Raw genomic sequence first — 23128 nt, 5'->3', positions numbered from 1 at the left:
AACGAATCCGGGACTGCTCGGCGCTACCATGCGTCAGGCAGTCCTTTTTTGCTGCTGGAAGCTCTTGCTTTGCAGAAAGTCGAATTTCGTCGTATTATATAGATTAGGTGTCATTCGATTTATTTTTTATTGAAGTCTGAGAGGAGCATTTATACCATGAGCGAGTTGAGCAACTACGGTATCCAATTAACGGCGCAAACAATACATGCTAAGCAGTTCGAGAAGAAGATGAGAGGTTACAACCAAGAGCAGGTGGATGAGTTCCTGGATGAGATTATCAAGGATTACAGCCGCATGCAGGAGCTGATCGTGAAATTTGAAGCCGATCTGGCGAATATACATAAAGAACTGATGAAGGATAAGGAAGCATTTGATTACTTTATGATCAAACGCCGCCTTGAGGATCTGGAACAACGTGTATTCGGGGAAAAGAGAGAAACACTTCGTCCTCGCGTATTCTAATAATAAAGCCGCGTAAGATCTATTCACATAGAGCTTAAGCGGCTTTCTTGTTTTTAGGAAGGTTTATTTGTTCCCTCGGCGTACCTTTAATTGCTTGCCTTTTATGGTCGTATTTTTCATCAGCTCAAGCACCAGAGATCCTTTGCCGTTCAGAATCTCAACATCTGTCACATGGTCGAGAATCGTAATGATGCCGATATCGTCAGCGGTAACCCCTTCAAGCTTGGCGATCGTCCCCACAAAATCTACCGCTCTAAATTTCTTCTTCTTCCCGCCATTAAAGTTAAGCTTCATAATCTGCTTGTTCAACTGTTCGCGGCGGTCTTTTTTTAGTTCAACCCCAACATTGATTTTGCGTTCGAAATCTTCCCGGCGGCGGTCAACCGCTTCTTCGGAAGGAGCTTTCACTCTCGGGATCGCGAACCCGATGTAGTCTTCAATCTCTGCCAGGCGTCTGCCGTCATTTGGCGCGAGGAAAGTAATCGCCGTTCCGTTCTTGCCGGCACGTCCCGTACGTCCTGTACGATGCACGTAACTTTCCTTCTCAAGCGGGATATCGTAGTTAATAACATGGGTGATATTCGAAATGTCGATCCCCCTCGCTGCAACATCCGTTGCAATCAGGTAGCGGAATTGGCCTCTTCGGAACGCATTCATCACTTCGAATCGTTCTTCCTGCTCCAAACCGCCGTGGATGCGGTCGCATGGGAAGTCGAGTTCGGCCATCGACCGGAACAGCTTATCGACATTTTCCTGTGTCCGGCAAAAAATAATACAGCTGTCCGGATTCTCCACAACGAGAATATCTTGAAGCAACGCAAGCTTATCCGCTTCCTTCACTTCAATGAGAGAATGTTCAATGGTTGCTGTTGTTAACCCGCTTGCCTCGATCTCAATTCGTTCAGGGTTGTCCATATACCGGCGTGACAGCTTGGCTACATCCTCAGGGAAGGTGGCGGAAAATAACATCGTTACCCGGTCGCTTGGCAAAGCTTGAATGATTGATTGCACTTGTTCAATGAATCCCATATTGAGCATTTCATCGGCTTCATCGATTACCAGATAAGCAAGCTTCTCCAGCGCAAGCGTGCCGCGCTCAATATGATCGAGCACTCGTCCCGGAGTACCAACAACCATATGGGTTCTTTGCTTCAGTTCAGCTTTTTGAATATGGAAAGGCGATTTCCCATAAAGGGCTATCGCTTTAATTCGCTTAAACCGGCCAATATTGGTGATGTCTTCCGTGACCTGAACCGCAAGCTCACGGGTTGGCGTTAAAATTAAAGCCTGCGGCTTATTCTCGTTCCATTCCACGAGCTCACAGAGCGGAATGCCGTAAGCGGCAGTTTTACCGCTGCCTGTCTGCGATTTAACGACCAGATCTTTTTTCTCGAGCGCAATGGGAATGACCTTCGTCTGCACCTCTGTCGGAGTGTCAAAGCCCAAACTGCTTAAAGCCGTCGTAATTTCCTTGCTCAAATCCTTAAATACCGTCATCTTCAACCTCTTCTACATGATATTCTCTTATTCATTATACCCGGAATCGCTCCTGATAGTGATATAATCGTTAGATGAATGAAAGGATGATAGCGATGAGCGTAATTAGACTAGAGAACGTGACGAAGAAATATGAAGACGCTATGATCTTTCGCGATATTTATTTTCGTCTGAGTCAAGGCGAGCGTGTTGGCCTGATTGGACGCAATGGTGCCGGCAAATCGACGGTGTTCAAGCTTATTATGGGCAAAGACGAGCCGACGTCCGGTAAGGTGGAAATAGATCCGCAAGTGAAAATCGGTTACTTCTCGCAGTTCTCGGAGCTGAGCGGCAGCTTATCCGTTCAACGGGAACTGGAAATGTGCTTCGAGCAGGTTGCCCTTATTGAGCGTGAGCTTCAGGAAGTTGCGGAGAAGCTGGGCTTGGTCACCGATGACGGTGAGATGGACAAGCTGCTGTCGAGGCAGGCGGAGCTGTTTGAGCAAATGGAGCATTTGGACGGCTGGAATGTGTCTGTCGAGATTAATACCGTTCTTACGAAGCTGGGGTTCAATGACACTTCCCGCCATCAGCCGGTCGATGAGTTGTCCGGAGGTTGGAGAAACCGCGCAGCCTTGGCCAAAATGCTGATTCAATCGCCGGATGTCGTTCTGCTCGATGAGCCAACGAATTATCTCGATATGGAAGGGATCGCATGGCTGGAGCAGTGGTTGTTCCGTTTCAAAGGAGCCATGATTCTGGTATCCCACGATAGAGAATTTATCGACAAAGTGGTTACGAGAACGATCGAGATCGAGAATTATCATTTCCAGGAGTATGACGGCAATTATACCGATTATGTTCGTAAGAAAAAAATGCGCAAGAAGGAATTGGACCGCCAGTTCGAGTGGGAAGAGGAGCTTCTCCTCATGGAGGCTGAGGAGATTGACAGCCGCGGCAGCAAAAAGACATCGAAAGACCGGCTTTCCCGTCAGCTGGCGGATAATAAGAAACGGATCGAGCCGCATCCGGTTAATGTGCTGATCACCGATATTTACGAGAAGCTGCGTTTTCCGGACAAGCTGTGCGAAGTGAAGCAAATTAGCCAGACCTATGACGGCAGGCAGATCTTCGAGAATGTCAGCTTCGATATCCAGAAGGAAGATCGCCTGGTCATCGTTGGTCCTAACGGAAGCGGGAAATCCACCCTCATTAAAGTGCTGACGGGACAGGAGAAGCCTCAGTCGGGCGAAGTCATCTGGGAGAGAGGCGTAAGCTACGCCTCCTTCAACCGGATGTGGGAGGAGCTTGATCCAAAGGATACGGTCAGCCACGCGGTGAACACCTATGGTCTTGGACTGGATGCCCCGCGGAAAAAGGTGAATAAGTTCCTGTCCATGCTTCAATTCTCGGAGATGGATCTCAGCAAATTTATTGGCAACTTATCGGGCGGGCAGAAGGCGCGTGTTGCACTGGCCAAATGCCTGCTCTCAGGGGCAGCCGTCATCATCTTGGACGAACCAACCAATCATCTGGATTTAACAAGCATTCAGGTAATGGAGCAGGCGTTGATTCATTTCCCTGGAGCGGTTATAACCGTGAGTCATGACCGGTTCTTTATCGATAAGATAGGAACGAAGATGTTGACCTTTGATCCGGAAGCCGGGGTAAGCGAGCAGAATTTATAGGGAAACCGAAATGCAGAACAAGGCACCTTCGTGCGTTTGTTCTGCATTTTTTTATGGCCCATGATAAGTGCAAGGGTTTAAACTAAACCGCAAAATATATTTTCGTTTTATACGAATTTTGCATAGACATACGAACATTCGTACCCTTAGAATAGGGATATGTTTCCATTTTCCATGATTCTCCAATAAAGGGAGGGGTCCGTTCGCATGCAGGATATGATTCACATTCATGAAGGCTGGACGAGCGCAAGTCCGGAGGAAGCCGGCTTCGACAGACAGAATCTTAACCGGCTCGATGATCATTACGCTTCCATCATTACCAGCGGCACGATTCAAGCAGCAAGCTACATTATCGCCAGAAAAGGAAAGGTGTTTGCTCACCGGTCTCTTGGCAAACTCCGTTCTGAAGAAGACAGCGCTGATATGCTCCCGGATTCCATCCGCAAGATTTATTCCATCACCAAGGTATTTACTGCCGTGGCTATCCATCAGCTGATCGACCGGGGGCAGATTTTTCTGTCCGAATCTGTCAGCCGGATCTTGCCCGAGTTTGACAATGATAAACATCGAGACATTACCATATTCCATTTGCTCACCCATACCTCCGGCCTGCAGGGAGATCCCGGCTTTTACACGGAGCCATACGGTCTGCCATGGTATGAGTGGATGGCCAAAGAAGCGAAGAAAGCATATCCGCATATAAATTGGCTGCAGGTTGTGATCTCCGGACCTATGCAGCGCATGCCGGGCAAAGAATGGATTTATTGTTCAAGCGGTTACGCGGTATTAGGCGAGATTATAGCCAAAGTATCCGGAAAGTCTTATGAGCAGTACATACAAGACGAGATTCTGACTCCGCTTGGTTTAACGAATACATTCTTCCAGGTGCCCGAGGATCGCAGAGATTCGGTCTGCTGTACGAATGAGTGGGAGAAAAGCCAGATTTATAACCCGCGCGAGCGGACAGCCGAAATGCCAAACGTAGCTGGCAATGGTCTGTATTCTTCACTAGAGGATTTGTGGAAGTTTGGCCAGATGATGCTGGACGGCGGGAGCGGTAACGGCAACCGCGTCTTATCGAAGCGCTCTATTGAGCTGCAAACAACTAATCATTTGCACGGGTTAATGAGCAAAGGCTGGGGGAATCTCCATACCGATTTCAAATACGGCCTCGGCTGGTCTGTAGATCATTATGACCTGTCAAGCCAAGGAACCTTCTCGCACGAGGGCTACGGCCATTGCGGGTTGTACGTTGACCCGGTTGAAGAATTGGTGTTTGCTTTCCTTGTCCCAAGCCACAAGGGTTATACGAATGAATCCGTATTAACGCCGCGAGCTATCGTATGGTCCGGTTTGGAATAACAAATAGCCATGTATGGGAGGGTTGCCCATGTCAACATCGGGCGTATATACAGCAATACAGCCGCAGGAGACCGGATTTGATCCGGATGCGCGGATTCGGCTGGAAGAGCATTTCAAGAAGCTGATTGAGCAAGAGCAAATTCAAAGCGCAGCGTATCTGATCTCCGCGAAAGGGACGGTGTTTGCGAAAGGCGCTTTTGGACAGCTCAAGCATGATGCTCCTGATTCGGTGTACAAGGAAGAAACGATCCGCAAAATCGCATCGGTGACTAAGCTGTTTACCGCTACGGCGATTTTCCAGCTGGTAGAGCAGGGTAAGCTGTTTCTGAGACAGTCGGTTTCGGAATGGATTGAGGAGTTCAAGAATCCTACCTATGACAAAATTCAAATCTGGCATCTGCTGACGCATACATCAGGACTTCAGGCGGATCCCGGCTACTTTCAGGAGCCTTATCCAAGAGGCTGGTGGGATCTCCTGTTTGCCTTTGAACCAGAGACAGAAGGACCTTATGCGGTAACCGATCCGGAAGAGCTGGAGAAGCAGCGGCGCAGCCAGTGGCTTCGTGCTTTGTTATCCGGTCAGCCGTTGTCAGCGCCAGGTGTCGAGTGGAGCTATTCCTCTGCCGGATTTTGTATTCTTGGCGAGATTGTAGCCCGGGCTAGCGGGATTCCGTTCGAGCAATATGTGATGGAGAAGATTGTCCAGCCGCTTGGCATGCACCGTACGTTCTTTGTTATTCCGCAGGAGCTGCACGCCGAGGTTTGCTGGATCAATGAGCATGACGTGAATCGGGATACTAAGCAACATGACCGAACTTACAGTCCTCCAAGAGCAGGCGGCGGCATGAGCTCGACGCTTGATGATTTATTCCGTTTTGGGCAAATGCTGCTGAATAACGGCACGCTTGACGGGATTAAAATCTTGTCCCGCAAGTCGGTCGAGAAGATGAGTTCGAATGTTCTAAACAGCGGGATTGAGGGCTTTTGCTGGGGAGGGCGGATCAAGAACTTTACGTATGGACTTGGAGCCAATCTTACCGGACATGACGATTGGCTGCCGGTCGGTTCCTATGGACATGAAGGCGCGGGCCGCTGCAAGCTGATCGTGGATCCGCAGCATCAGTCGGTCGTTGTCTTCTTTGTTCCTTCTAATAGCGATTGGTGCCCGGAGTCGATAAACGGTACGCAAAACATCATCGGCTCCGGCTGGCTGTGAGGCGGCTGACCGCCGTCATTCAAGCGATCGGATTCGCTACCTACAAGGAGTGGGCAGCGTTCCGGTCGCATATGGCGGCATCGCTGTTGGTTGGTCCGGTAATGTTCCTCGTGCAGGTCTTCATATGGAAGGCGATTTACGAGGGACATGATACGCTAAACGGACTGACGTATCAACAAATGCTCACGTATTACGGGGTAGCAAGCCTCATTCATTATATTTCATTTGATTTCGCGGATTGGAACCTGCAAATGCTGGTACGAAGCGGGAAGTTCGTCACCTTTGCCTTAAGGCCGCTGCCGCATTGGCTGTTTGCGCTCGCACAGAAAATCGGACACCGATCGTTAGCGATTTGGGTTGAAGTGCTGCCGGTTCTCTTGCTGTTTATCTTTGTGTTTGATGTGAATATGCAGCCTGCCGCACCTGGATGGGCACTGCTTTCGATCGTGTTCAGCTTCCTGATGAATTTTATGGTGAATTACTGCGTTGGGCTGACCGCCTTCTGGCTCATCCGGGCAGAAGGGATTCGCCGGGTTTTCCTGCTGCTGAAGGATATTTGCGCCGGCGTATTTATTCCGCTGTCCTTCTTCCCGGAAGTCTTGCAGAAGATCCTCTTTTTCCTGCCATTCCAGTTCATTACCTATCTTCCGACAAGGGTGTACGGGGGAGAATATGAGCTTGCCGGCATTCATCTGACCCTTGCACAGGCCGTTGGCCTTCAAGCCGTTGCTGTTGTCGTAACCGCTCTGACAATGACTCTCCTGTACAACGCGGCAATGAGGAGATTTACGGGGGTGGGCGTATGAGAGAGGGCTTATTTGGAGCTGTCATCCGGACGAAATTTGCGGAACAAATGGCTTACCGCAGTCATTTCATTATCAGTGTTATTATGCTTGTTATCGGCGATCTTGTCGTTCCGCTGGTTACCTTGCTCGTCTATAAGTCCGGCGCTTCGTTCCCCGGGTGGACGATGCATGAGGCCCTGCTCATTCAAGCGGTATTTGCTTTGTCGAAGGGTGTTGCCTTTCCAATCTTCTTTGGAATGGTCGGCACAACACTTGGCCATGTCCGAGAAGGAACCTTTGACTTGCTTCTGCTCCGGCCGCGACCTGTTATGCTGATGGCCATGATTACCGGGTTTGATCCGGATGATTTTGGAAGGCTGTTCAGCGGCACGGTGTTATTTGTTTACGCGTTGAGCGGGATGGCAATGCCGGGTGGCGAATCATGGCTCCAATTCGGTCTGCTCTTCCTGGCTTCGGTAACCATGCTCTGCGCGGTATCCCTGTTCCTGTCCGGTATGCTGTTCCGCTGGGTGGGCAGCAGCCGCGTCTTTGATATATTCGATGCTTTTACAAGCTTCGGCATGTATCCGGGAACAATCTTCTCGAAGTCGATGCAGAACGTATTAACTTACGTGCTCCCGGTAGGGCTCATCGCTTTTGTCCCGGCTGAAGCTCTGCTTGGCAGAAGCGGATGGGAGGGTCTGTGGGCATTGCTGCCCGCGGCGGGCTTCCTGCTGCTTGGCATGGTGTACTGGAACCGTATGCTGCGAGGTTATACAAGTGCGGGAGGCTGACAGCTAACGACGGATTGGGAGAGGAGGATACAGGTTAATATGATTGAAGTTCGTAATCTGACGAAGACCTATATGACCCATGAACGCGGCCATACGCTGCGAGAAGTGACGCGTAACTTGATCAGAAGGCCGATGAAGGAGATCAAAGCGGTCCATGATCTTTCTTTTACGGTGCCTCAGGGAGAGATGCTTGCTTTCCTTGGTCCGAATGGCGCCGGAAAATCAACGACACTCAAGATCTTGACCGGCGTCCTGCACCCGACAGCTGGAGAAGTAAGAGCTCTCGGGCTTGTCCCTTGGAAGCAAAGACGGCAATATGTCGGACGGATTGGGGCTGTATTTGGCCAGAAATCGCAGTTATTGTGGGATATTCCTCCAGTGGATGCCTTTTATATGAATAAAGCAATCTATGGGGTGCCGGAACGGCAGTATCAATCGACGCTGAACGATTTAACGGAGCTATTGAGCGTTGGCGATATTATCCGAAAGCCTACCCGCCAGCTGTCGCTTGGGGAACGGATGAAATGCGAATTTATTATGGCGATGCTGCACCGCCCGGAAATTGTTTTCCTGGATGAGCCAACGATTGGGCTGGATATGATTGCAAAGGAGAACATCCGTCATTTTATCCGGAGCATGAACAGTCAGGGAGTTACGTTTATCCTGACCACGCATGATCTGGAGGATGTGGAGATGCTGGCGGAAAGAGTCATTGTGATTAACCATGGCGAGATTGTAGTAGATGATTCGCTTGGAGTTCTGCGGAGCCGATTGGGAGATAAGAAGTCGGTCCGTTTGACAACGGAATCCCCGGTACCGGACATTCGAATTCAGGGCATTACGATTACAGAACGGATTGGTCCTCTGGAGATCGCGCTGGAGATTGACACATCTCTGCTGCCCTTGAAAAGGTTTATCCGGGAGTTTAATGAAGTCTATGGCATTGTCGATATGGCAATTGACGTTATCCCGATTGAATCCATCATGAAGGAATTATATATGGACGAGGCGTCGGCAGAATCAGCCGCGGCGAAGTCCTAAAGAGAAGTTGGGCTGCCCTGTTGGGGCAGCCTTTGCTTCTGCGGAAAAGTTTGCTCAATTGCAGCTGTTGTTGTTTTTGTTCGGCTTTTTCGGTACGGATCCCGAGTTGTCAGCCAGCTTATCGCCAAATTGGTCAAGGCGTGACGGACTAGCTGCAGGTCCATCATTATCGGGCTTATTATTACGTCCTGTCATGATTTCTCACCTCCACCCCTACTAGGTTGAGCGTACGGGAACGGTTTCATGCATTGTATAATGTTCCTAAGAAATCCTAACGAAATAGGTGTTGACCTTCACGTTACGTCAAGGTGTACAGTAAGGTTGTCGGGAGGTGAGCAGATGGAATATACCGTACAGAAGCTGGGACAGCTCGCAGGTGTTAGCACAAGAACGCTGCGGTATTACGATGAACTTGGATTATTGAAGCCGGCAAGAGTAAGTTCATCCGGTTACCGGATTTATGGCGAGGCGGAGGTTGATCTGCTGCAGCAGATTTTATTTTTCCGCGAGCTTGGCATTGGTCTTGAACAGATTAAGCAGATCGTTACCGATCCGTCCTTTGATAAGGCCAATGCGCTGAAGGAGCACCACGAGCAGCTTCTCGACCGTAGACGGCAGCTGGATGAGCTCATCCGGAATGTCGAGTTGTCCATTGAACATGCGGAAGGGAGAATAAACATGTCTGACAAGCAGAAATTTGAAGGCTTCAAGCAGAAGATGATTGATGAGAACGAGAAGAAATACGGCAAGGAAATTCGCGAGAAATACGGCGATGACACGGTGAATGCGTCTAACGCCAAGCTGAGTCATATGACGCAGGAGCAATTTGAAGAAGTAACTCAGCTGGCGGAAGAGGTCAAAACGACACTGGCAGCTGCGTTCAAAACAGGAGATCCTGCAGGTGATCTGGCACAAAAAGCAGCAGACCTCCATAAACGCTGGCTGTGCTATTATTGGAAAGAGTATTCGAAGGAAGCCCATGCCGGGCTAGCCCAAATGTATGTGGATGATGAGCGGTTCACCGCTTATTATGATACCGAGCAGCCGGGAATGGCCGTTTTCTTGCGAGATGCGATTCATATTTACACCGGAGTGATTCAACCGTAGCCAATTGGCAGCGGCCAAAACGCGGATAACCTCACGTCTGTTCACCGCGGTCTTATAGACAACGGTCATATTGCGTCTCAACCCGCAATTGTTCACCGCAGTCTTACAGACAACGGTCATATGCGCCTCAACCCGCAATTGTGCACCGCAGTCTTATAGACTGCGGTTTTTTGTTATGTGCGGCATGTTAGCGGAAGGCTCCCTCATATATTGAATTAGACTCGGAATCCGTCGAATAGTTTGTCCTTTGCAGAGAGGGGGAGGGGGAGGGGGAGATGCGGTTTCAGTTAGACGAGGAATACGAGTTGACCCGCGCGGCCGTAAAAGATTTCGCTGACGGTGAGCTTGCCCCCGGGGCTATTGACCGGGATGAATACGAGAGGGTAGATCGCAGCTTGTTTGACAGTATGGCAGCGATGGGTTTGACGGGTATTCCCATTTCCGAGCGATGGGGCGGTGCCGGGAGTGACTTGCTGATGTATGCCATCGTGCTGGAGGAGCTGGCACGCGTGTGTGCCTCAACGTCAGCTGTTCTTCGTGCGCATACAACAGCTGCATGGACTGTCAGTCAATGTGGGAACGAACGGTTGATGCAAGATAAATTAATGCCATTAACTACCGGGGCGAGGCTAGGAGCTTTTGCCTGCGGTGACCAGCATCTAAGGTCCAAAAGAATGGTTCAGAACCGGAATTCTTATATCCTTGAGGGCCATATTCCGTCGGTTGAATTGGCTGGCACAGCGGATGACTATGTTGTTCTGATTAAGCACACGAGAGGCCGGGTATCGCTTGGAGTTATTCCTCATGATTCCGCTGGTCTTACCGTTGGATCATCAAACAGCAAGCTTGGTTTACGCGGAGTGCCATCCGCAGAGCTCCGTTTTCAATCCCATTTATTTAATGTGGTTAACGAAAATTCCAAGCCTTCTAAATCAAGCCATTCTCGTTTAATTAATGCCATTAATGATATGAGAGATATTGGCGCCGCCGCACAGGCCACGGGAATTGCTCAAGGTGCGTTAGAGGCTGCGCTTGCTTATGCAAAGGAACGGACGCAATTCGGCAAACCGATAGGCCGCCAGCAGGGAATCGCGTTTAAGCTGGCTGATATGGCGGCGAATGTTGAGGCATCAAGATGGCTTGTCTATGATGCGGCATGGTCGTTGGCTAAGTTGGGCAGCGGAAAGGCAGCCCTGGCGAAGTTTTTTGCGATAAAACATGCGGTAACCACCGCGATTGATGCGATACAGATTTTTGGCGGATACGGCTATATGCGCGAGTATCGGGTGGAACGTTTTTTGCGGGATGCCAAAAGTCTCGAAGCCGTTGAAGAATATTCGTACTCGGCTATATTCACTAGCCTGGAGGCGGAATAGGAGGAACTGACGGCATGTCTACACGTCAGTCTGTAATCGTAGCCGGTGCAAGAACAGCGTTTGGCAAGTTTGGCGGACAATTCAAATCCGTACCGGCCGTTCAGCTTGGAGCAACCGTCATTCAAGAAGCGCTGCAGAGATCCGGTGTTCCTGCAAGCCAGGTCGAAGGTGTCATTATGGGCATGGTGCTTCAGGCAGGAACCGGCCAAATTCCATCCCGGCAAGCTGCGAGACTTGCCGGCTTGAGCTGGGATGTACCATCGGAGACGATTAACAAAGTTTGTGCGTCCGGGCTAAGAGCGATAACGATGGCAGATCAAATGATCCGCTCGGGTGATGCCCATATTCTGGTGGCAGGCGGTATGGAGAGCATGAGCCGGACGCCATACGCGGTTCCTTCAGCCCGATGGGGAGCAAGAATGGGAAATGCGGCGATGGTGGATTTGATGAGTAATGACGGTTTGTTATGCGCCTTCCATCAGGTTCCCATGGGTTCGCTCGGCAACCGGGTAGCTGATGAATTTGGCATCGGCCGCAAGGAGCAGGATGAATGGGCGCTAAGGAGTCATGTTCGTGCGGTAGCTGCTCAGCAGTCTGGCCGCTTCGCTGAGGAGATAGTCCCCGTTACGTTGGATGACGGCACGCAGCTCGCCATGGATGAAGGTCCGCGCCCGGACACGGATGCCGCTAAGCTGGCCAAACTGAAGCCGGCCTTTGACCAGAGCGGGACGATCACAGCCGGCAATGCTCCCGGTGTCAATGACGGTGCGGCAGCCGTTACCGTCATGTCTGCCGAGGAAGCGGCGCGTCAAGGGATTAAGCCGCTTGCGACGATACTTGGTCATGCTTCTGCCGGTGCTGAAGCAGCTTATCTGGCGACTGTTCCGGCACTCGCGATCCGCAAGCTTTTGCAGAAGACGGGAATACCTCTTGAGCAGATTGATTTGTTTGAAGTAAATGAAGCATTCGCTTCTGTTGTGTTAATCAGCGGTCAGATGCTTGGGTGGGATCCGGAGAAGGTCAATGTTAACGGCGGTGCAATCGCGCTTGGGCATCCGATTGGAGCGAGCGGCGCCCGTATCGTCTTAACGCTGATTCATGAGCTGAAGCGGCGGGGAGGCGGACTGGGTATCGCAGGCATTTGCAGCGGCGGAGCGCAAGGCGATGCGATTCTGCTGAAGGTCGAGGGATGAATCAATCAGAGGTGAAGAGTTATGGAGCTGGTACAGCATGTCCGCCGGGTAACCGTATTTGGAGCCGGACAAATGGGAAGCGGTATCGCCCAGACACTGGCACAGCACGGGTATGATACATCGCTTTATGATATTACCGATGCTGCCGCCGAGCGGGGAATGGCAGCCATTGCGAGTTCACTTGACCGCTTGGTGAAGAAAGGACGATTAACCACGGAGGAGCGGGAAGCGGCGTGGCACAGGCTTTCGCCGGTAACCACGCTTGAGGTCTGCCGGAATTCAGATTTTGTTATTGAAGCTGTGCCGGAGCGGCTTGAGCTGAAGCAAAAACTTTTCCGGGAAATAGTCAGCATATGCCCTCTTTCGACCATTCTTGCTACAAATACCTCATCCTTGTCGATCACTGCTATTGCGGGGGCGACGACACGTCCGTCACAGGTAATCGGCATGCATTTTATGAACCCGGTTCCGATTATGCCGCTAGTGGAAGTGATCCGCGGATTGTCCACTTCAGAGGAAACGCTCGCCACAACGGTTGCTCTGGCAGAATCACTCGGGAAGACAGCGATCCGCGTCGAGGATTATCCCGGGTTTATCTCAAACCGCCTTCTGATGCCGATGATTAACGAGGCTATCTACGCCGTTTATGAAGGGGTAGCGGAGCCGGAATCCATCGATCAGATCATGAAGCTCGGGATGAATCATCCGATGGGTCCGCTGACTCTGGCTGATTTTATTGGACTCGATACCTGTCTTTTCATTATGGAAACGCTGCACGAAGGGTTTGGCGATTCGAAATACCGGCCTTGTCCGCTGCTTCGCAATTATGTCTCGGCCGGATGGTTAGGCAAGAAAACCGGGAGAGGTTTTTACAGCTACGATTAGAATCGCACCCGAAAGGAGCGATTGTCCATGGAACTCCGGTTTACGAAGGAGCAGCGGGAGCTGCAGCAGGCTATACGTCAATTTTCAAGAGCAGAGATTGCTTCAGCGGTTCCTGTGATGGAATCGGAAGAGCGGTTTCCCATCGGATTGATCCGGCAGATGGCAGAGCGGGAATGGCTCGGGATTCCTATTCCGAAACAATGGGGAGGAGCAGGATCGGACTTTATCTCTTATATTATCGCAATCAATGAAGTTTCGAGGATTAGTGCGGCAGTTGGTGTTATTTTATCGGTGCATACGTCGGTCTGCACACTTCCGATTCTGAATTATGGCACAGATCAGCAGCGTCATCAGTTTGTCCGGAGACTTGCGATTGGCGAGTCGATTGGCGCCTTTGCTTTAACCGAGCCTCATGCCGGTTCGGATGCTGCAGCTATACGGTCATCAGCCGAACGGAAGGGTGATGACTATGAACTGAACGGATCAAAGCTGTTTATTACAAACGCCGGGGCAGCGGGGATATATCTGCTGTTTGCAGTAACAGACGGAACAAAGCGGGCGGGTGGCATCACGGCGTTTATTGTGCCCGGTGATACTGAAGGACTTCATATCGGGAAGCCGGAGCGGAAAATGGGCCTTCATGGCTCTAATACATGCGAGCTTCATTTCGAACAGATGCGTATTCCGGCAGAGTATCGGCTGGGAAGGGAAGGCGAAGGCTTTGCGATTGCCAAAGGCTCGCTGGACGGCGGCCGAATCGGCATAGCGGCACAAGCGTTAGGAATTGCCGAAGCAGCGGTTCAGGTTCTGCAGGAGCGGCTGCAGCCGCCAAAGGGCAAGCATGCTCAATACACGCAAAGCCACGCAGAGCTGGCAGAGCTGAAAGCAAGAACGGAAGCGGCCAGGCTGCTCGTCTATCGGGCAGCTTCCTTGCGGCAGGAGGGCAGGCCATGCACGAAGGAAGCTTCCATGGCCAAAATGTTCGCTTCCGATACAGCGGTAGCGGTATCCGGAGCCGTTGTCCGGCTATTGGGGAGGGATGGGCTGTCGAAGGACTTATCAGCCGAGCGGCTGTTCCGGGATGCCAAGGTGACTCAAATCTATGAAGGCACCAATGAGATTCACCGCATTGTAATCAGCAGCAGATTGATGAAATGAGGGTGACGTTATGAGTATGAGTCCCGGACTTAAGTTTCGGGAAGCGATAAAGACGGAGCAGCCTTTGCAGGTAGCAGGAGCTATTAACGCCTACGCGGCTATGATGGCAGAGCAGGTGGGCTTTCGGGCCCTATATTTATCCGGTGCGGGAGTTGCCAATGCATCCTTTGGTCTTCCTGATCTCGGAATTACGACCCTTCAGGACGTTCTTGAAGACATTCGCCGCATAACGAGCGTGACGGAACTCCCCCTTCTTGTCGATATTGATACGGGGTTCGGCGGGGCGTTTCAAATTGCCCGTACAATCAAGGAGATGCAGAGAGCTGGCGTAGCTGCGGTCCATATCGAGGATCAGGTGGCGGAGAAGCGCTGCGGTCACCGGCCGAATAAGGCGATGGTCCATACGGATGAAATGGCAGACCGGATCAAGGCTGCCGTAGATGCCAGAACAGACAGCAGCTTTGTTATTATGGCCCGAACGGATGCTCTTGCATCGGAAGGGCTGGAGGCTGCGATTGAACGCGCTCGCAAATATGTGGAGGCGGGAGCAGATATGCTTTTTCCCGAAGCGGTTGGCAATCTGAACGAATATAAGCAGTTTGCTGAAGCTGTTCAGGTCCCCATACTGGCGAACATCACGGAATTCGGAAAAACACCTCTGTTCACCGCTCAACAGCTTCGGGAGGCTGGCGTTGGGCTTGCGCTTTATCCGCTGTCGGCGTTCCGGGCGATGAATGCGGCGGCGCTGAGCGTCTATCGAACTATCCGTGAAGAAGGCTCGCAGCAGAAAGTCATTAATCTAATGCAGACCCGGGCCGAGCTGTACGATTTTCTTCACTACTATGATTATGAACATAAGCTTGATTTGCTCTTCGGGATGAACGAGAAGGATAACAAGGAGGGTCAATAAATGCCGGGACAAAAGCAAGGTGGTCTAGCAGATGTGATCGCCGGCCAGACGGGCATCTCAACTGTCGGCAAGGAAGGGAAGGGATTATCCTACCGCGGTTATTCCATCTATGACCTGGCCCAGTTCGCTTCCTTTGAGGAAACGGCCTATCTACTCTTGTATGGCTGGCTCCCGACGGCAGAGCAGCTAATCCAGTTCCAGAGACAGCTTGCTGTCAGCCGCGCTCTGCCGCCTGCCTTAACCAGCATTCTCGAATTGCTGCCGGGAAGCACCCATCCGATGGATGTGCTGCGAACCGGCTATTCCGCTCTCGCTTGTTTTGAGCCGGAAGAAGAGGACCGCCTTGCCCTGGACATCGCGATCCGGTTGATCGGCAGCACGTCTTCGATCCTTCTTTATTGGTATCATTACCAGCAAACCGGAAAACGGATCGATACCTATGGCGGCGGTGGCGGAGTTGCTGCACATTTCCTGAGTCTGCTGCATCAGAAGGAGCCTGACGAGCAGCATGCCAAAGCGCTTGATGTGTCCTTGACTTTGTATGCAGAGCATGAATTTAATGCCTCCACCTTTGCTGCCAGAGTTACGGCTTCAACGTTGTCGGATTATTACTCGGCGGTTACAACAGGAGTTTGCACGCTTCGGGGACCGCTGCACGGCGGCGCTAACGAGGCGGCTATGGAGCTGATCGAGCGGTATGCCAGTCCGGATGAAGCAGAAGCAGGTGTCATGGAAGCTCTTCAGCAGAAGCAGCTGATCATGGGATTTGGCCACCGCGTGTATTCGGTCTCTGATCCCCGGTCGGACGTGATTAAGCAATGGTCCCTTGCCCTGTCGGAGCAAGCCGGTGACCGGAGGCTGTACGATATCTCCGAGAGGATCGAGCACGTGATGCGCCGGGAGAAAAAGCTGTTCCCGAACCTTGATTTCTACAGCGCATCGGCTTATCACCACATGGGTATTCCAACCTCGCTGTTTACGCCTGTCTTTGTTCTCTCCCGTCTGTCCGGATGGTCGGCGCACATCCTGGAGCAGCGCTCAAGAAATCGGATTATCCGCCCAAGCGCGGATTACATCGGGCCGGATCCGCAAGAATGGCTGCCGCTCGCGCAGCGATAGAGGAAACTAGACCCGTAAGGGAGGCGTATAGCGATTATGTCTGTAACGGTTCATCATAACCGGCCCGATCCCGATCCGCTGCTGGTCGATATCGCGGAGTATGTTCTTCATAAGGAACTGACGAGCACGGAAGCTTACCATACAGCCAGGCTATGTCTGATGGATACGCTTGGCTGCGGTCTGCTGGCCCTTCGGTATCCGGAATGCACCAAGCTGATCAGTCCTGTTGTGCCGGGTAGCGTTGTTCCCAACGGCTCGCGGGTGCCGGGCACCTCAATCCAGACGGATCCGGTCACGGCAGCCTTCCAGATCGGGTGTCTGATCCGCTGGCTCGACTACAATGATACATGGCTGGCCGCCGAATGGGGCCATCCATCCGATAATCTCGGCGGCATTCTCGCGGTATCGGATTATATCAGCCGTAAGATCAGGACAGAAGGCAGCGCCCCGTTAACGATGCGCGATGTGCTGACGGCGATGATTAAAGCACATGAAATCCAGGGTATTCTCGCGCTTGAGAACAGCTTCAACCGGGTGGGACTGGATCATGTGCTGCTCGTCAAGATCGCTTCAACTGCCGTTGTCGCCCGGCTGCTTGGAGGCAGCAAGGATGAAATCATCAATGCCGTATCCCATGCTTGGCTGGACGGTCATGCTCTCCGGACGTACCGCCATGCGCCAAACACGGGATCCAGGAAATCATGGGCAGCCGGGGATGCGACAAGCCGGGCGGTATGGCTTTCCTTGATGGCGCTCCGCGGTGAAATGGGGTATCCTTCCGTCCTGTCAGCTCCTGGATGGGGGTTTCAGGATGTGCTGTTTAAAGGGAAGACGCTCGTGCAGGCACGTCCGTTTGAATCCTATGTGATGGAGCATATCCTGTTCAAGATTTCCTATCCCGCGGAATTCCACGGGCAGACCGCGGTGGAGGCAGCCATTCGGCTCCATCCGCTTGTGAAAGACCGGCTGGATGACATTGCTGCAATTGAGCTCACTACTCATGAATCGGCTATTCGCATCATTGATAAGCGCGGGCCGCTGCATAACCCGGCTGACCGTGATCATTGTCTGCAGTACATGGTTGCAATAGGCCTTCTTCATGGCGGACTGACGGCGGATCATTATGAGGATACAGCGGCATCTGATCCCCGGATTGATAAGCTGCGGGACAACATGCGTACGGTCGAAGATCCGCGCTATTCGGCGGAGTATCTGGCTGCGGACAAACGATCAATCGCCAACGCGGTTCAAGTGTTTTTCACGGACGGTTCCGCAACGGACAAAATAGAAGTGGAATATCCGGTCGGCCACCGGAGTAGGAGAGAGGAAGGCGTTCCGCTGCTGGAGCAGAAATTTACAGACAATCTGCGGACCCGGTTCCCCGCGAAGCAGGCGGAGAGGATCGCCGGTTTGTGCCAGGATCAGGAGGCATTAGAACGTACAGCGGTAGATCAATTTGTTGATTTATTCGTAATCTGAAAAGGCGGCCTGCCAAAGGCCGTCTTTTTTCATTTTTTCTTGACTTCCTTCATTGAGTTATGGACCCTCTAACGCTTATAATATAACGAGGAAAAAAGATTAAAGAGAAAAGGTGCATTCATGAGTATATTAAACGTAGAAAGATTAAGCCATGGATTTGGCGACCGCGCGATTTTTAACGATGTATCGTTCCGCCTGCTCAAAGGGGAGCATATCGGCCTGATCGGCGCGAATGGCGAAGGCAAATCCACGTTCATGAACATTATTACGGGCAAGCTTCAGCCGGATGACGGTAAGGTGGAATGGTCCAAACGGATGCGCGTTGGTTACCTCGACCAGCACGCGGTACTGAGCAAAGGACTTACCATGCGCGATATTCTTAAAGGCGCTTTCCAATATTTGTTTGACATGGAACAAGAGATGAACGATATGTACGGCCGTATGGGCGACGTATCGCCAGAAGAGCTCGAGAAGCTGCTTGAGGATGTTGGCACGATTCAGGATACGCTGACCAATCAGGATTTCTACATGATCGACGCGAAAATTGACGAAACCGCCCGCGGCCTAGGTCTGACGGACATCGGTCTGGACAAGGACGTGAATGATCTGAGCGGCGGACAGCGCACGAAGGTATTGCTTGCCAAGCTGCTGCTCGAGAAGCCTGACATTCTGCTCCTCGATGAGCCTACCAACTATTTGGACGAGCAGCATATCGAATGGCTGAAGCGTTATCTGCAGGAGTATGAGAATGCCTTCATACTGATCTCCCATGATATTCCGTTCCTGAACAGCGTAATTAACCTGATTTACCATATGGAAAATCAGGAGCTGACCCGTTACGTAGGCGATTACGATCATTTCCTGGAAGTTCACGAAATGAAGAAGCAGCAGCTTGAATCGGCGTTCAAACGCCAGCAGCAGGAGATTGCTGAACTGAAAGATTTCGTTCAACGTAACAAGGCAAGCGTTGCGACACGCAACATGGCGATGTCGAGACAAAAGAAGCTTGATAAGATGGAAGTCATTGAGCTGGCGAAGGAGAAGCCGAAGCCGCAGTTCAACTTCATGGACGCAAGAGCTTCCAGCAAGCTGATCTTCGAGACGAAGGATCTGGTTATCGGTTATGACTCGCCGCTTTCGAGACCGCTGAATCTCCGGATGGAGCGCGGTCAGAAGATTGCCCTTGTTGGCGCTAACGGTATTGGCAAAACAACCCTTCTCCGCAGCATCCTTGGCGAAATTCCGGCGCTTGAAGGCTCCGTCCAGCTGGGCGATATCCTCAGCATCGGTTATTTCCAGCAAGAGATGAAAGAGTCCAACAACAACACATGCATTGACGAGATCTGGAATGAGTTCCCGTCCTATTCGCAGTTCGAAGTACGTGCTGCACTTGCGAAATGCGGCCTGACAACCAAGCATATCGAGAGTAAAATCGCTGTACTGAGCGGCGGTGAGAAAGCAAAGGTTCGCCTGTGCAAACTGATCAACCGCGAGACAAACCTGCTTGTACTTGACGAGCCGACGAACCACTTGGACGTTGATGCGAAGGAAGAGCTGGCACGCGCGCTGAAAGCTTACAAAGGCAGCATTCTGCTGATCTCCCATGAACCTGAATTCTACAAACAGGTTGTAACCGATACGTGGAATTGCGAATCGTGGACCACGAAAGTATTCTAATCCGCTGACGCATAATATATGAACTGCACCTGCCTGACAGCTAGTTGTCAGGCAGGTTTTTTATATATAGGGAGAGATTTCGGTATACCCCATATAGGTATTTTTAATGATTGACATATATACGGGTGGGGGGTATACTGAAGCCATCGGAATCAAATAAGAAATGGATGTGAATCGTATGCCTCCAAAGCAGTCAAGTGAACATAACCAGGCAACCTTCGATATAACCGGAATGACTTGTGCGGCATGTGCTAACCGTATTGAGAAAGGGTTAAACAGGCTGCCTGGCGTTGCCTCGGCTACGGTCAATTTCGCGATGGAAACCGCCCGTGTGGAGTATGCGGGAAATGAAGTGACCGTCGAAGCCATGCAGCGCAAAGTGGAGCAGCTTGGATACGCCGCTGCGGAGCGCGTGGAAAGAACAGACGCAGCGGATCACCCCGAAAGACGGGGGCAGATCAGAAAGCTGATTCTGTCGGCCTTATTATCTCTTCCGCTCATCTGGAGTATGGTCGGCCATTTTTCTTTTACCTCCTGGCTGTATGTGCCGGAGCTGTTCATGAACCCGTGGTTCCAGCTGATTCTGGCAACACCGGTTCAGTTTTATATCGGACGTTCTTTTTATGTCAGTGCCTATAAGGCATTGCGGAACGGCGGCGCCAATATGGATGTGCTCATCGCGTTAGGTACCTCTGCCGCTTATTTCTACAGTCTGTATGCAACCGGCAAATGGGCAGCGGACGGATCGTCGGTTCATCATGGACCAGAGTTGTATTTTGAGACAAGCAGCATTCTTATCACACTTGTCTTGCTTGGGAAGCTGTTCGAGACACTGGCGAAGGGCCGTACCTCGGAAGCGATCAAGTCGCTAATGGGATTAAGAGCAAAAACAGCGACAGTTGTTCGAGACGGACAGGAAATGATCGTACCGTTTGAGCAAGTGATCAAAGGGGATCTTGTTGTTATCCGCCCAGGGGAGAAGATTCCTGTTGACGGCATCGTGATTGAAGGCGCTTCGGCCGTTGATGAAGCGATGCTGACGGGTGAGAGCCTTCCGGTTGAAAAAAATCGCGGTGATTCGGTAATCGGAGCTACGATCAACGGCAACGGTATGCTGAAGGTACAGGCGACGAAGGTTGGAGCGGAAACGGCTCTTGCTCAAATTATCCGTGTAGTGGAAGAAGCTCAAGGTTCCAAAGCGCAAATTCAGCGGGTTGCAGATGTCATCTCGGGTATCTTTGTTCCAATTGTGACGGGGATTGCGATTATTGCTTTTCTGGTCTGGCTAATCTTTATTAAGCCTGGTGACATAACGGCTGCCTTGGAGACGGCTATTGCAATTCTGGTTATCGCCTGCCCTTGTGCGCTTGGTCTGGCAACACCAACCTCCATTATGGCGGGCTCCGGCCGCGCAGCTGAGCTGGGCATTCTGTTCAAGGGCGGAGAACATCTGGAACAGACACATAAGGTTAATGTTGTAATGGTAGATAAAACAGGGACGGTTACGAACGGCAAGCCATCGCTCACGGATCTGGTTGTTGCGAAAGGCATGGCTGAGGAAGAGTTCCTGAGGCTTGTCGGCAGTGCGGAGCAGCTGTCAGAGCATCCTTTGGCTGTTGCGATAGCCGATGGCATACGGGAGAGGGGTATCTCTTTTGCGGCTGCGGAATCGTTTGAAGCCTTGCCAGGCTTTGGGATCCAGGCTGTAGTGGAAGGGAAATCTGTACGAATCGGTACCCGCAGGCTGATGGAGGAAAACGGAATTTATGCGGAAGAAGTATATCCATTGATGGCTGCTCTTGAAGAGGCGGGAAAAACAGCGATGCTGGTTGCCATCAATGGTCAATACGCAGGGATTCTTGCCGCTGCAGACACGATAAAAGACAGCTCTTTATCGGCAGTCCTGCGTCTCAAAGAGCTTGGGATCAAGGTCATAATGGTAACCGGGGACAATGAACGAACCGCACTCGCGATTGCAAGGCAAGCCGGTATTGAACACGTGCTGGCAGAGGTATTGCCGGAAGGCAAGGCCGCGGAAGTGAAAAAGCTGCAGCAGCAAGGCCATATCGTCGCTATGGTAGGGGACGGCATCAATGACGCTCCGGCACTTGCAACCGCCAATATCGGCATGGCGATTGGCACGGGAACGGACGTTGCCATGGAAGCGGCTGATGTAACTTTAATGCGCGGTGATCTGGAAAGCATTCCGGATGCGATCTATATCAGTCGGATGACGATGCGCAATATCAAGCAAAATCTGTTCTAGGCACTTGGCTACAACACGCTTGGCATTCCTATTGCGGCGATTGGCCTGCTTGCGCCTTGGGTTGCGGGAGCAGCGATGGCATTAAGCTCGGTCTCCGTCGTTCTAAATGCTTTAAGACTTCAAAAGCTCCGCGTTAGACGTTAAACAGCGCGGATGTCTGCACTATGATTGGATTAGGAGTTGTCCAATACAACCAAAAGCCGTTATAATAGGCGTATAGAAAAATGAAGAAAGTGGTGCAGCATGGGTCGTAAGTGGAATAACATTAAAGAGAAAAAAGCTTCGAAAGACGCCAACACAAGCCGCATTTATGCGAAGTTTGGTCTTGAGATTTATGTAGCGGCGAAGAAAGGCGAGCCAAATCCGGAGTCCAATGGCGCTCTGAAGTTCGTCCTAGAACGCGCGAAGACGTATAACGTTCCAAAGGCGATTATCGACCGCGCGATTGAGAAAGCAAAAGGCGGCTCGGATGAGCAATATTTCGAGCTTCGTTATGAAGGTTTTGGTCCGGCAGGCTCGATGATCATTGTTGACGCACTGACGAACAACGTGAACCGCACAGCTCCGGAAGTACGCTCGGCTTTCAACAAAGCCGGCGGCAATATGGGCGTAAGCGGATCGGTATCCTATATGTTCGATCAAACGGCGGTTATCGGCGTCGAAGGCAAATCGCTGGATGACGTGATGGAAATTATGCTGGAAGCTGACGTTGACGTACGCGATATCGTGGAGGAAGACGAGTCCGTGATGGTCTATGCAGCTCCGGATCAATTTAATGCCGTGCAAGAAGCATTCAAGAATGCCGGCATTACGGAATTTGTCGTTGCCGAAGTAACGATGCTTGCGCAGAACTTCGTTACTCTTCCTGAGGATGCGGTGGCTTCCTTCGAGAAGCTGATTGATGCTCTGGAGGACCTCGAAGACGTTCAACAGGTTTATCATAACGTTGAATTTGAATAAGGATTACAAGGAAGACGGTCGCCTGATGGGCGGCCGTTTTTTATTTGCGTTGCATTCCTATTGAGGTATATCCAAGTATAGTAGGTAACCTCGAACCAATCTAATGAAAAACATTTCAGTTCTTTTCAACCCGGCGGATGTCCATTAGAATAACGTATGTTGCTGCTCTTAAGG

Annotated in this window: 20 protein-coding genes and 1 pseudogene; 18 read left to right on the top strand and 3 right to left on the bottom strand. The window is 51.3% G+C overall.

From position 1 onward, the window contains the following. The first annotated feature begins 156 nt into the window (after positions 1–156). Positions 157–462: a DivIVA domain-containing protein gene (locus tag BM200_RS07370; RefSeq protein ID WP_091183198.1), complete on the top strand. Its 306-nt coding sequence runs from the start codon at positions 157–159 to the stop codon at positions 460–462. Between the two features lie 63 nt (positions 463–525). On the opposite strand, the gene BM200_RS07365 is transcribed toward BM200_RS07370, so the two are convergent. Further along, positions 526–1959, bottom strand: a complete 1434-nt coding sequence (locus BM200_RS07365) for a DEAD/DEAH box helicase (RefSeq protein WP_091183196.1) — start codon at positions 1957–1959, stop codon at positions 526–528. 95 nt (positions 1960–2054) lie between these two features. On the opposite strand from BM200_RS07365, the gene BM200_RS07360 reads away from it, so the two are divergent. The 6 genes from BM200_RS07360 (at position 2055) to BM200_RS07335 (ending at position 8824) form a co-directional block, all read left to right on the top strand. Next, entirely contained in the window at positions 2055–3626 is a 1572-nt protein-coding gene (locus BM200_RS07360; RefSeq protein WP_091183193.1) for an ABC-F family ATP-binding cassette domain-containing protein, read from the top strand. A gap of 207 nt (positions 3627–3833) precedes the next feature. After that, positions 3834–4988, top strand: a complete 1155-nt coding sequence (locus tag BM200_RS07355; RefSeq protein WP_091183192.1) for a serine hydrolase domain-containing protein — start codon at positions 3834–3836, stop codon at positions 4986–4988. Positions 4989–5016: 28 nt separating this feature from the next. After that, positions 5017–6204, top strand: a complete 1188-nt coding sequence (locus BM200_RS07350) for a serine hydrolase domain-containing protein (protein WP_175532774.1) — start codon at positions 5017–5019, stop codon at positions 6202–6204. Further along, complete coding sequence (locus tag BM200_RS07345; RefSeq protein ID WP_091183186.1) at positions 6201–7010, top strand: ABC transporter permease; 810 nt, start codon at positions 6201–6203, stop codon at positions 7008–7010. Before BM200_RS07350 ends, BM200_RS07345 begins: the two co-directional genes overlap by 4 nt. Continuing rightward, positions 7007–7783 carry an ABC transporter permease gene (locus tag BM200_RS07340; RefSeq protein WP_091183185.1) on the top strand — a complete coding sequence of 259 codons (777 nt, stop codon included), beginning with the start codon at positions 7007–7009 and terminating at the stop codon, positions 7781–7783. The genes BM200_RS07345 and BM200_RS07340 overlap by 4 nt, the downstream gene beginning before the upstream one ends. A 39-nt stretch (positions 7784–7822) precedes the next feature. Then, complete coding sequence (locus tag BM200_RS07335) at positions 7823–8824, top strand: ABC transporter ATP-binding protein (RefSeq protein ID WP_091183182.1); 1002 nt, start codon at positions 7823–7825, stop codon at positions 8822–8824. A 54-nt stretch (positions 8825–8878) separates the two neighbouring features. On the opposite strand, the gene BM200_RS29925 is transcribed toward BM200_RS07335, so the two are convergent. Beyond that, positions 8879–9019 (bottom strand): hypothetical protein, encoded by a 141-nt coding sequence (locus BM200_RS29925; RefSeq protein ID WP_175532773.1) that lies wholly within the window; start codon positions 9017–9019, stop codon positions 8879–8881. 144 nt (positions 9020–9163) lie between these two features. Between BM200_RS29925 and BM200_RS07330 the strand changes: the two genes are divergently transcribed. Together BM200_RS07330 and BM200_RS07325 are read left to right on the top strand one after the other, a co-directional pair. After that, a complete protein-coding gene (locus tag BM200_RS07330; protein WP_091183180.1) occupies positions 9164–9931 on the top strand; it encodes a MerR family transcriptional regulator in 768 nt (255 codons plus the stop codon). Positions 9932–10206: 275 nt separating this feature from the next. After that, entirely contained in the window at positions 10207–11307 is a 1101-nt protein-coding gene (locus tag BM200_RS07325; RefSeq protein WP_091183178.1) for an acyl-CoA dehydrogenase family protein, read from the top strand. On the opposite strand, the gene BM200_RS30795 is transcribed toward BM200_RS07325, so the two are convergent. Beyond that, positions 11199–11432 carry an SWIM zinc finger family protein gene (locus BM200_RS30795; RefSeq protein ID WP_425434528.1) on the bottom strand — a complete coding sequence of 78 codons (234 nt, stop codon included), beginning with the start codon at positions 11430–11432 and terminating at the stop codon, positions 11199–11201. The genes BM200_RS07325 and BM200_RS30795 overlap by 109 nt on opposite strands. On the opposite strand from BM200_RS30795, the gene BM200_RS07320 reads away from it, so the two are divergent. The 9 genes and pseudogenes from BM200_RS07320 to BM200_RS07280 all read left to right on the top strand — a co-directional run bounded on the left by BM200_RS07320 (position 11322) and on the right by BM200_RS07280 (position 22954). Beyond that, positions 11322–12500, top strand: a complete 1179-nt coding sequence (locus BM200_RS07320; protein ID WP_091183176.1) for an acetyl-CoA C-acetyltransferase — start codon at positions 11322–11324, stop codon at positions 12498–12500. The genes BM200_RS30795 and BM200_RS07320 overlap by 111 nt on opposite strands. A gap of 21 nt (positions 12501–12521) precedes the next feature. Further along, the gene (locus BM200_RS07315; protein WP_091183174.1) at positions 12522–13385 is read left to right on the top strand and encodes a 3-hydroxyacyl-CoA dehydrogenase family protein; all 864 of its coding nucleotides are present in this window, start codon (positions 12522–12524) and stop codon (positions 13383–13385) included. A gap of 27 nt (positions 13386–13412) precedes the next feature. Beyond that, positions 13413–14543, top strand: coding sequence for an acyl-CoA dehydrogenase family protein (locus BM200_RS07310; RefSeq protein WP_091183171.1), 1131 nt, complete (start codon positions 13413–13415; stop codon positions 14541–14543). A gap of 10 nt (positions 14544–14553) precedes the next feature. Continuing rightward, positions 14554–15453: a methylisocitrate lyase gene (prpB, locus tag BM200_RS07305; protein WP_217649554.1), complete on the top strand. Its 900-nt coding sequence runs from the start codon at positions 14554–14556 to the stop codon at positions 15451–15453. After that, positions 15454–16572 carry a citrate synthase/methylcitrate synthase gene (locus BM200_RS07300; protein WP_091183169.1) on the top strand — a complete coding sequence of 373 codons (1119 nt, stop codon included), beginning with the start codon at positions 15454–15456 and terminating at the stop codon, positions 16570–16572. 36 nt (positions 16573–16608) lie between these two features. Beyond that, positions 16609–18051, top strand: coding sequence for a bifunctional 2-methylcitrate dehydratase/aconitate hydratase (locus BM200_RS07295; protein WP_091183166.1), 1443 nt, complete (start codon positions 16609–16611; stop codon positions 18049–18051). A 120-nt stretch (positions 18052–18171) separates the two neighbouring features. Beyond that, entirely contained in the window at positions 18172–19728 is a 1557-nt protein-coding gene (locus BM200_RS07290) for an ABC-F family ATP-binding cassette domain-containing protein (RefSeq protein WP_091183165.1), read from the top strand. A gap of 217 nt (positions 19729–19945) precedes the next feature. Next, positions 19946–22138: pseudogene (locus tag BM200_RS07285) on the top strand (heavy metal translocating P-type ATPase); the annotation flags it as partial. A gap of 99 nt (positions 22139–22237) precedes the next feature. After that, positions 22238–22954: a YebC/PmpR family DNA-binding transcriptional regulator gene (locus BM200_RS07280; RefSeq protein ID WP_091183162.1), complete on the top strand. Its 717-nt coding sequence runs from the start codon at positions 22238–22240 to the stop codon at positions 22952–22954. The last annotated feature ends 174 nt before the right edge of the window (positions 22955–23128 follow it).

It is taken from the genome of Paenibacillus catalpae, from assembly GCF_900112695.1.
Lineage (GTDB): Bacteria > Bacillota > Bacilli > Paenibacillales > Paenibacillaceae > Pristimantibacillus > Pristimantibacillus catalpae.
Note: the sequence above shows the minus strand (reverse complement) of the source record. Positions and strands in the feature narration are given on the sequence as shown.

Coding starts and splice junctions, on each gene's coding strand:
- BM200_RS07350 (WP_175532774.1), top strand. CDS start 5,017: ATGTCAACATCGGGCGTATATACAGCAATACAGCCGCAGGAGACCGGA.
- BM200_RS07280 (WP_091183162.1), top strand. CDS start 22,238: ATGGGTCGTAAGTGGAATAACATTAAAGAGAAAAAAGCTTCGAAAGAC.
- BM200_RS07310 (WP_091183171.1), top strand. CDS start 13,413: ATGGAACTCCGGTTTACGAAGGAGCAGCGGGAGCTGCAGCAGGCTATA.
- BM200_RS07365 (WP_091183196.1), bottom strand. CDS start 1,959: ATGACGGTATTTAAGGATTTGAGCAAGGAAATTACGACGGCTTTAAGC.
- BM200_RS07315 (WP_091183174.1), top strand. CDS start 12,522: ATGGAGCTGGTACAGCATGTCCGCCGGGTAACCGTATTTGGAGCCGGA.
- BM200_RS07370 (WP_091183198.1), top strand. CDS start 157: ATGAGCGAGTTGAGCAACTACGGTATCCAATTAACGGCGCAAACAATA.
- BM200_RS07360 (WP_091183193.1), top strand. CDS start 2,055: ATGAGCGTAATTAGACTAGAGAACGTGACGAAGAAATATGAAGACGCT.
- BM200_RS07290 (WP_091183165.1), top strand. CDS start 18,172: ATGAGTATATTAAACGTAGAAAGATTAAGCCATGGATTTGGCGACCGC.
- BM200_RS07330 (WP_091183180.1), top strand. CDS start 9,164: ATGGAATATACCGTACAGAAGCTGGGACAGCTCGCAGGTGTTAGCACA.
- BM200_RS07340 (WP_091183185.1), top strand. CDS start 7,007: ATGAGAGAGGGCTTATTTGGAGCTGTCATCCGGACGAAATTTGCGGAA.
- BM200_RS29925 (WP_175532773.1), bottom strand. CDS start 9,019: ATGACAGGACGTAATAATAAGCCCGATAATGATGGACCTGCAGCTAGT.
- BM200_RS07295 (WP_091183166.1), top strand. CDS start 16,609: ATGTCTGTAACGGTTCATCATAACCGGCCCGATCCCGATCCGCTGCTG.
- BM200_RS07335 (WP_091183182.1), top strand. CDS start 7,823: ATGATTGAAGTTCGTAATCTGACGAAGACCTATATGACCCATGAACGC.
- BM200_RS07355 (WP_091183192.1), top strand. CDS start 3,834: ATGCAGGATATGATTCACATTCATGAAGGCTGGACGAGCGCAAGTCCG.
- prpB (WP_217649554.1), top strand. CDS start 14,554: ATGAGTATGAGTCCCGGACTTAAGTTTCGGGAAGCGATAAAGACGGAG.
- BM200_RS07325 (WP_091183178.1), top strand. CDS start 10,207: ATGCGGTTTCAGTTAGACGAGGAATACGAGTTGACCCGCGCGGCCGTA.
- BM200_RS07320 (WP_091183176.1), top strand. CDS start 11,322: ATGTCTACACGTCAGTCTGTAATCGTAGCCGGTGCAAGAACAGCGTTT.
- BM200_RS07300 (WP_091183169.1), top strand. CDS start 15,454: ATGCCGGGACAAAAGCAAGGTGGTCTAGCAGATGTGATCGCCGGCCAG.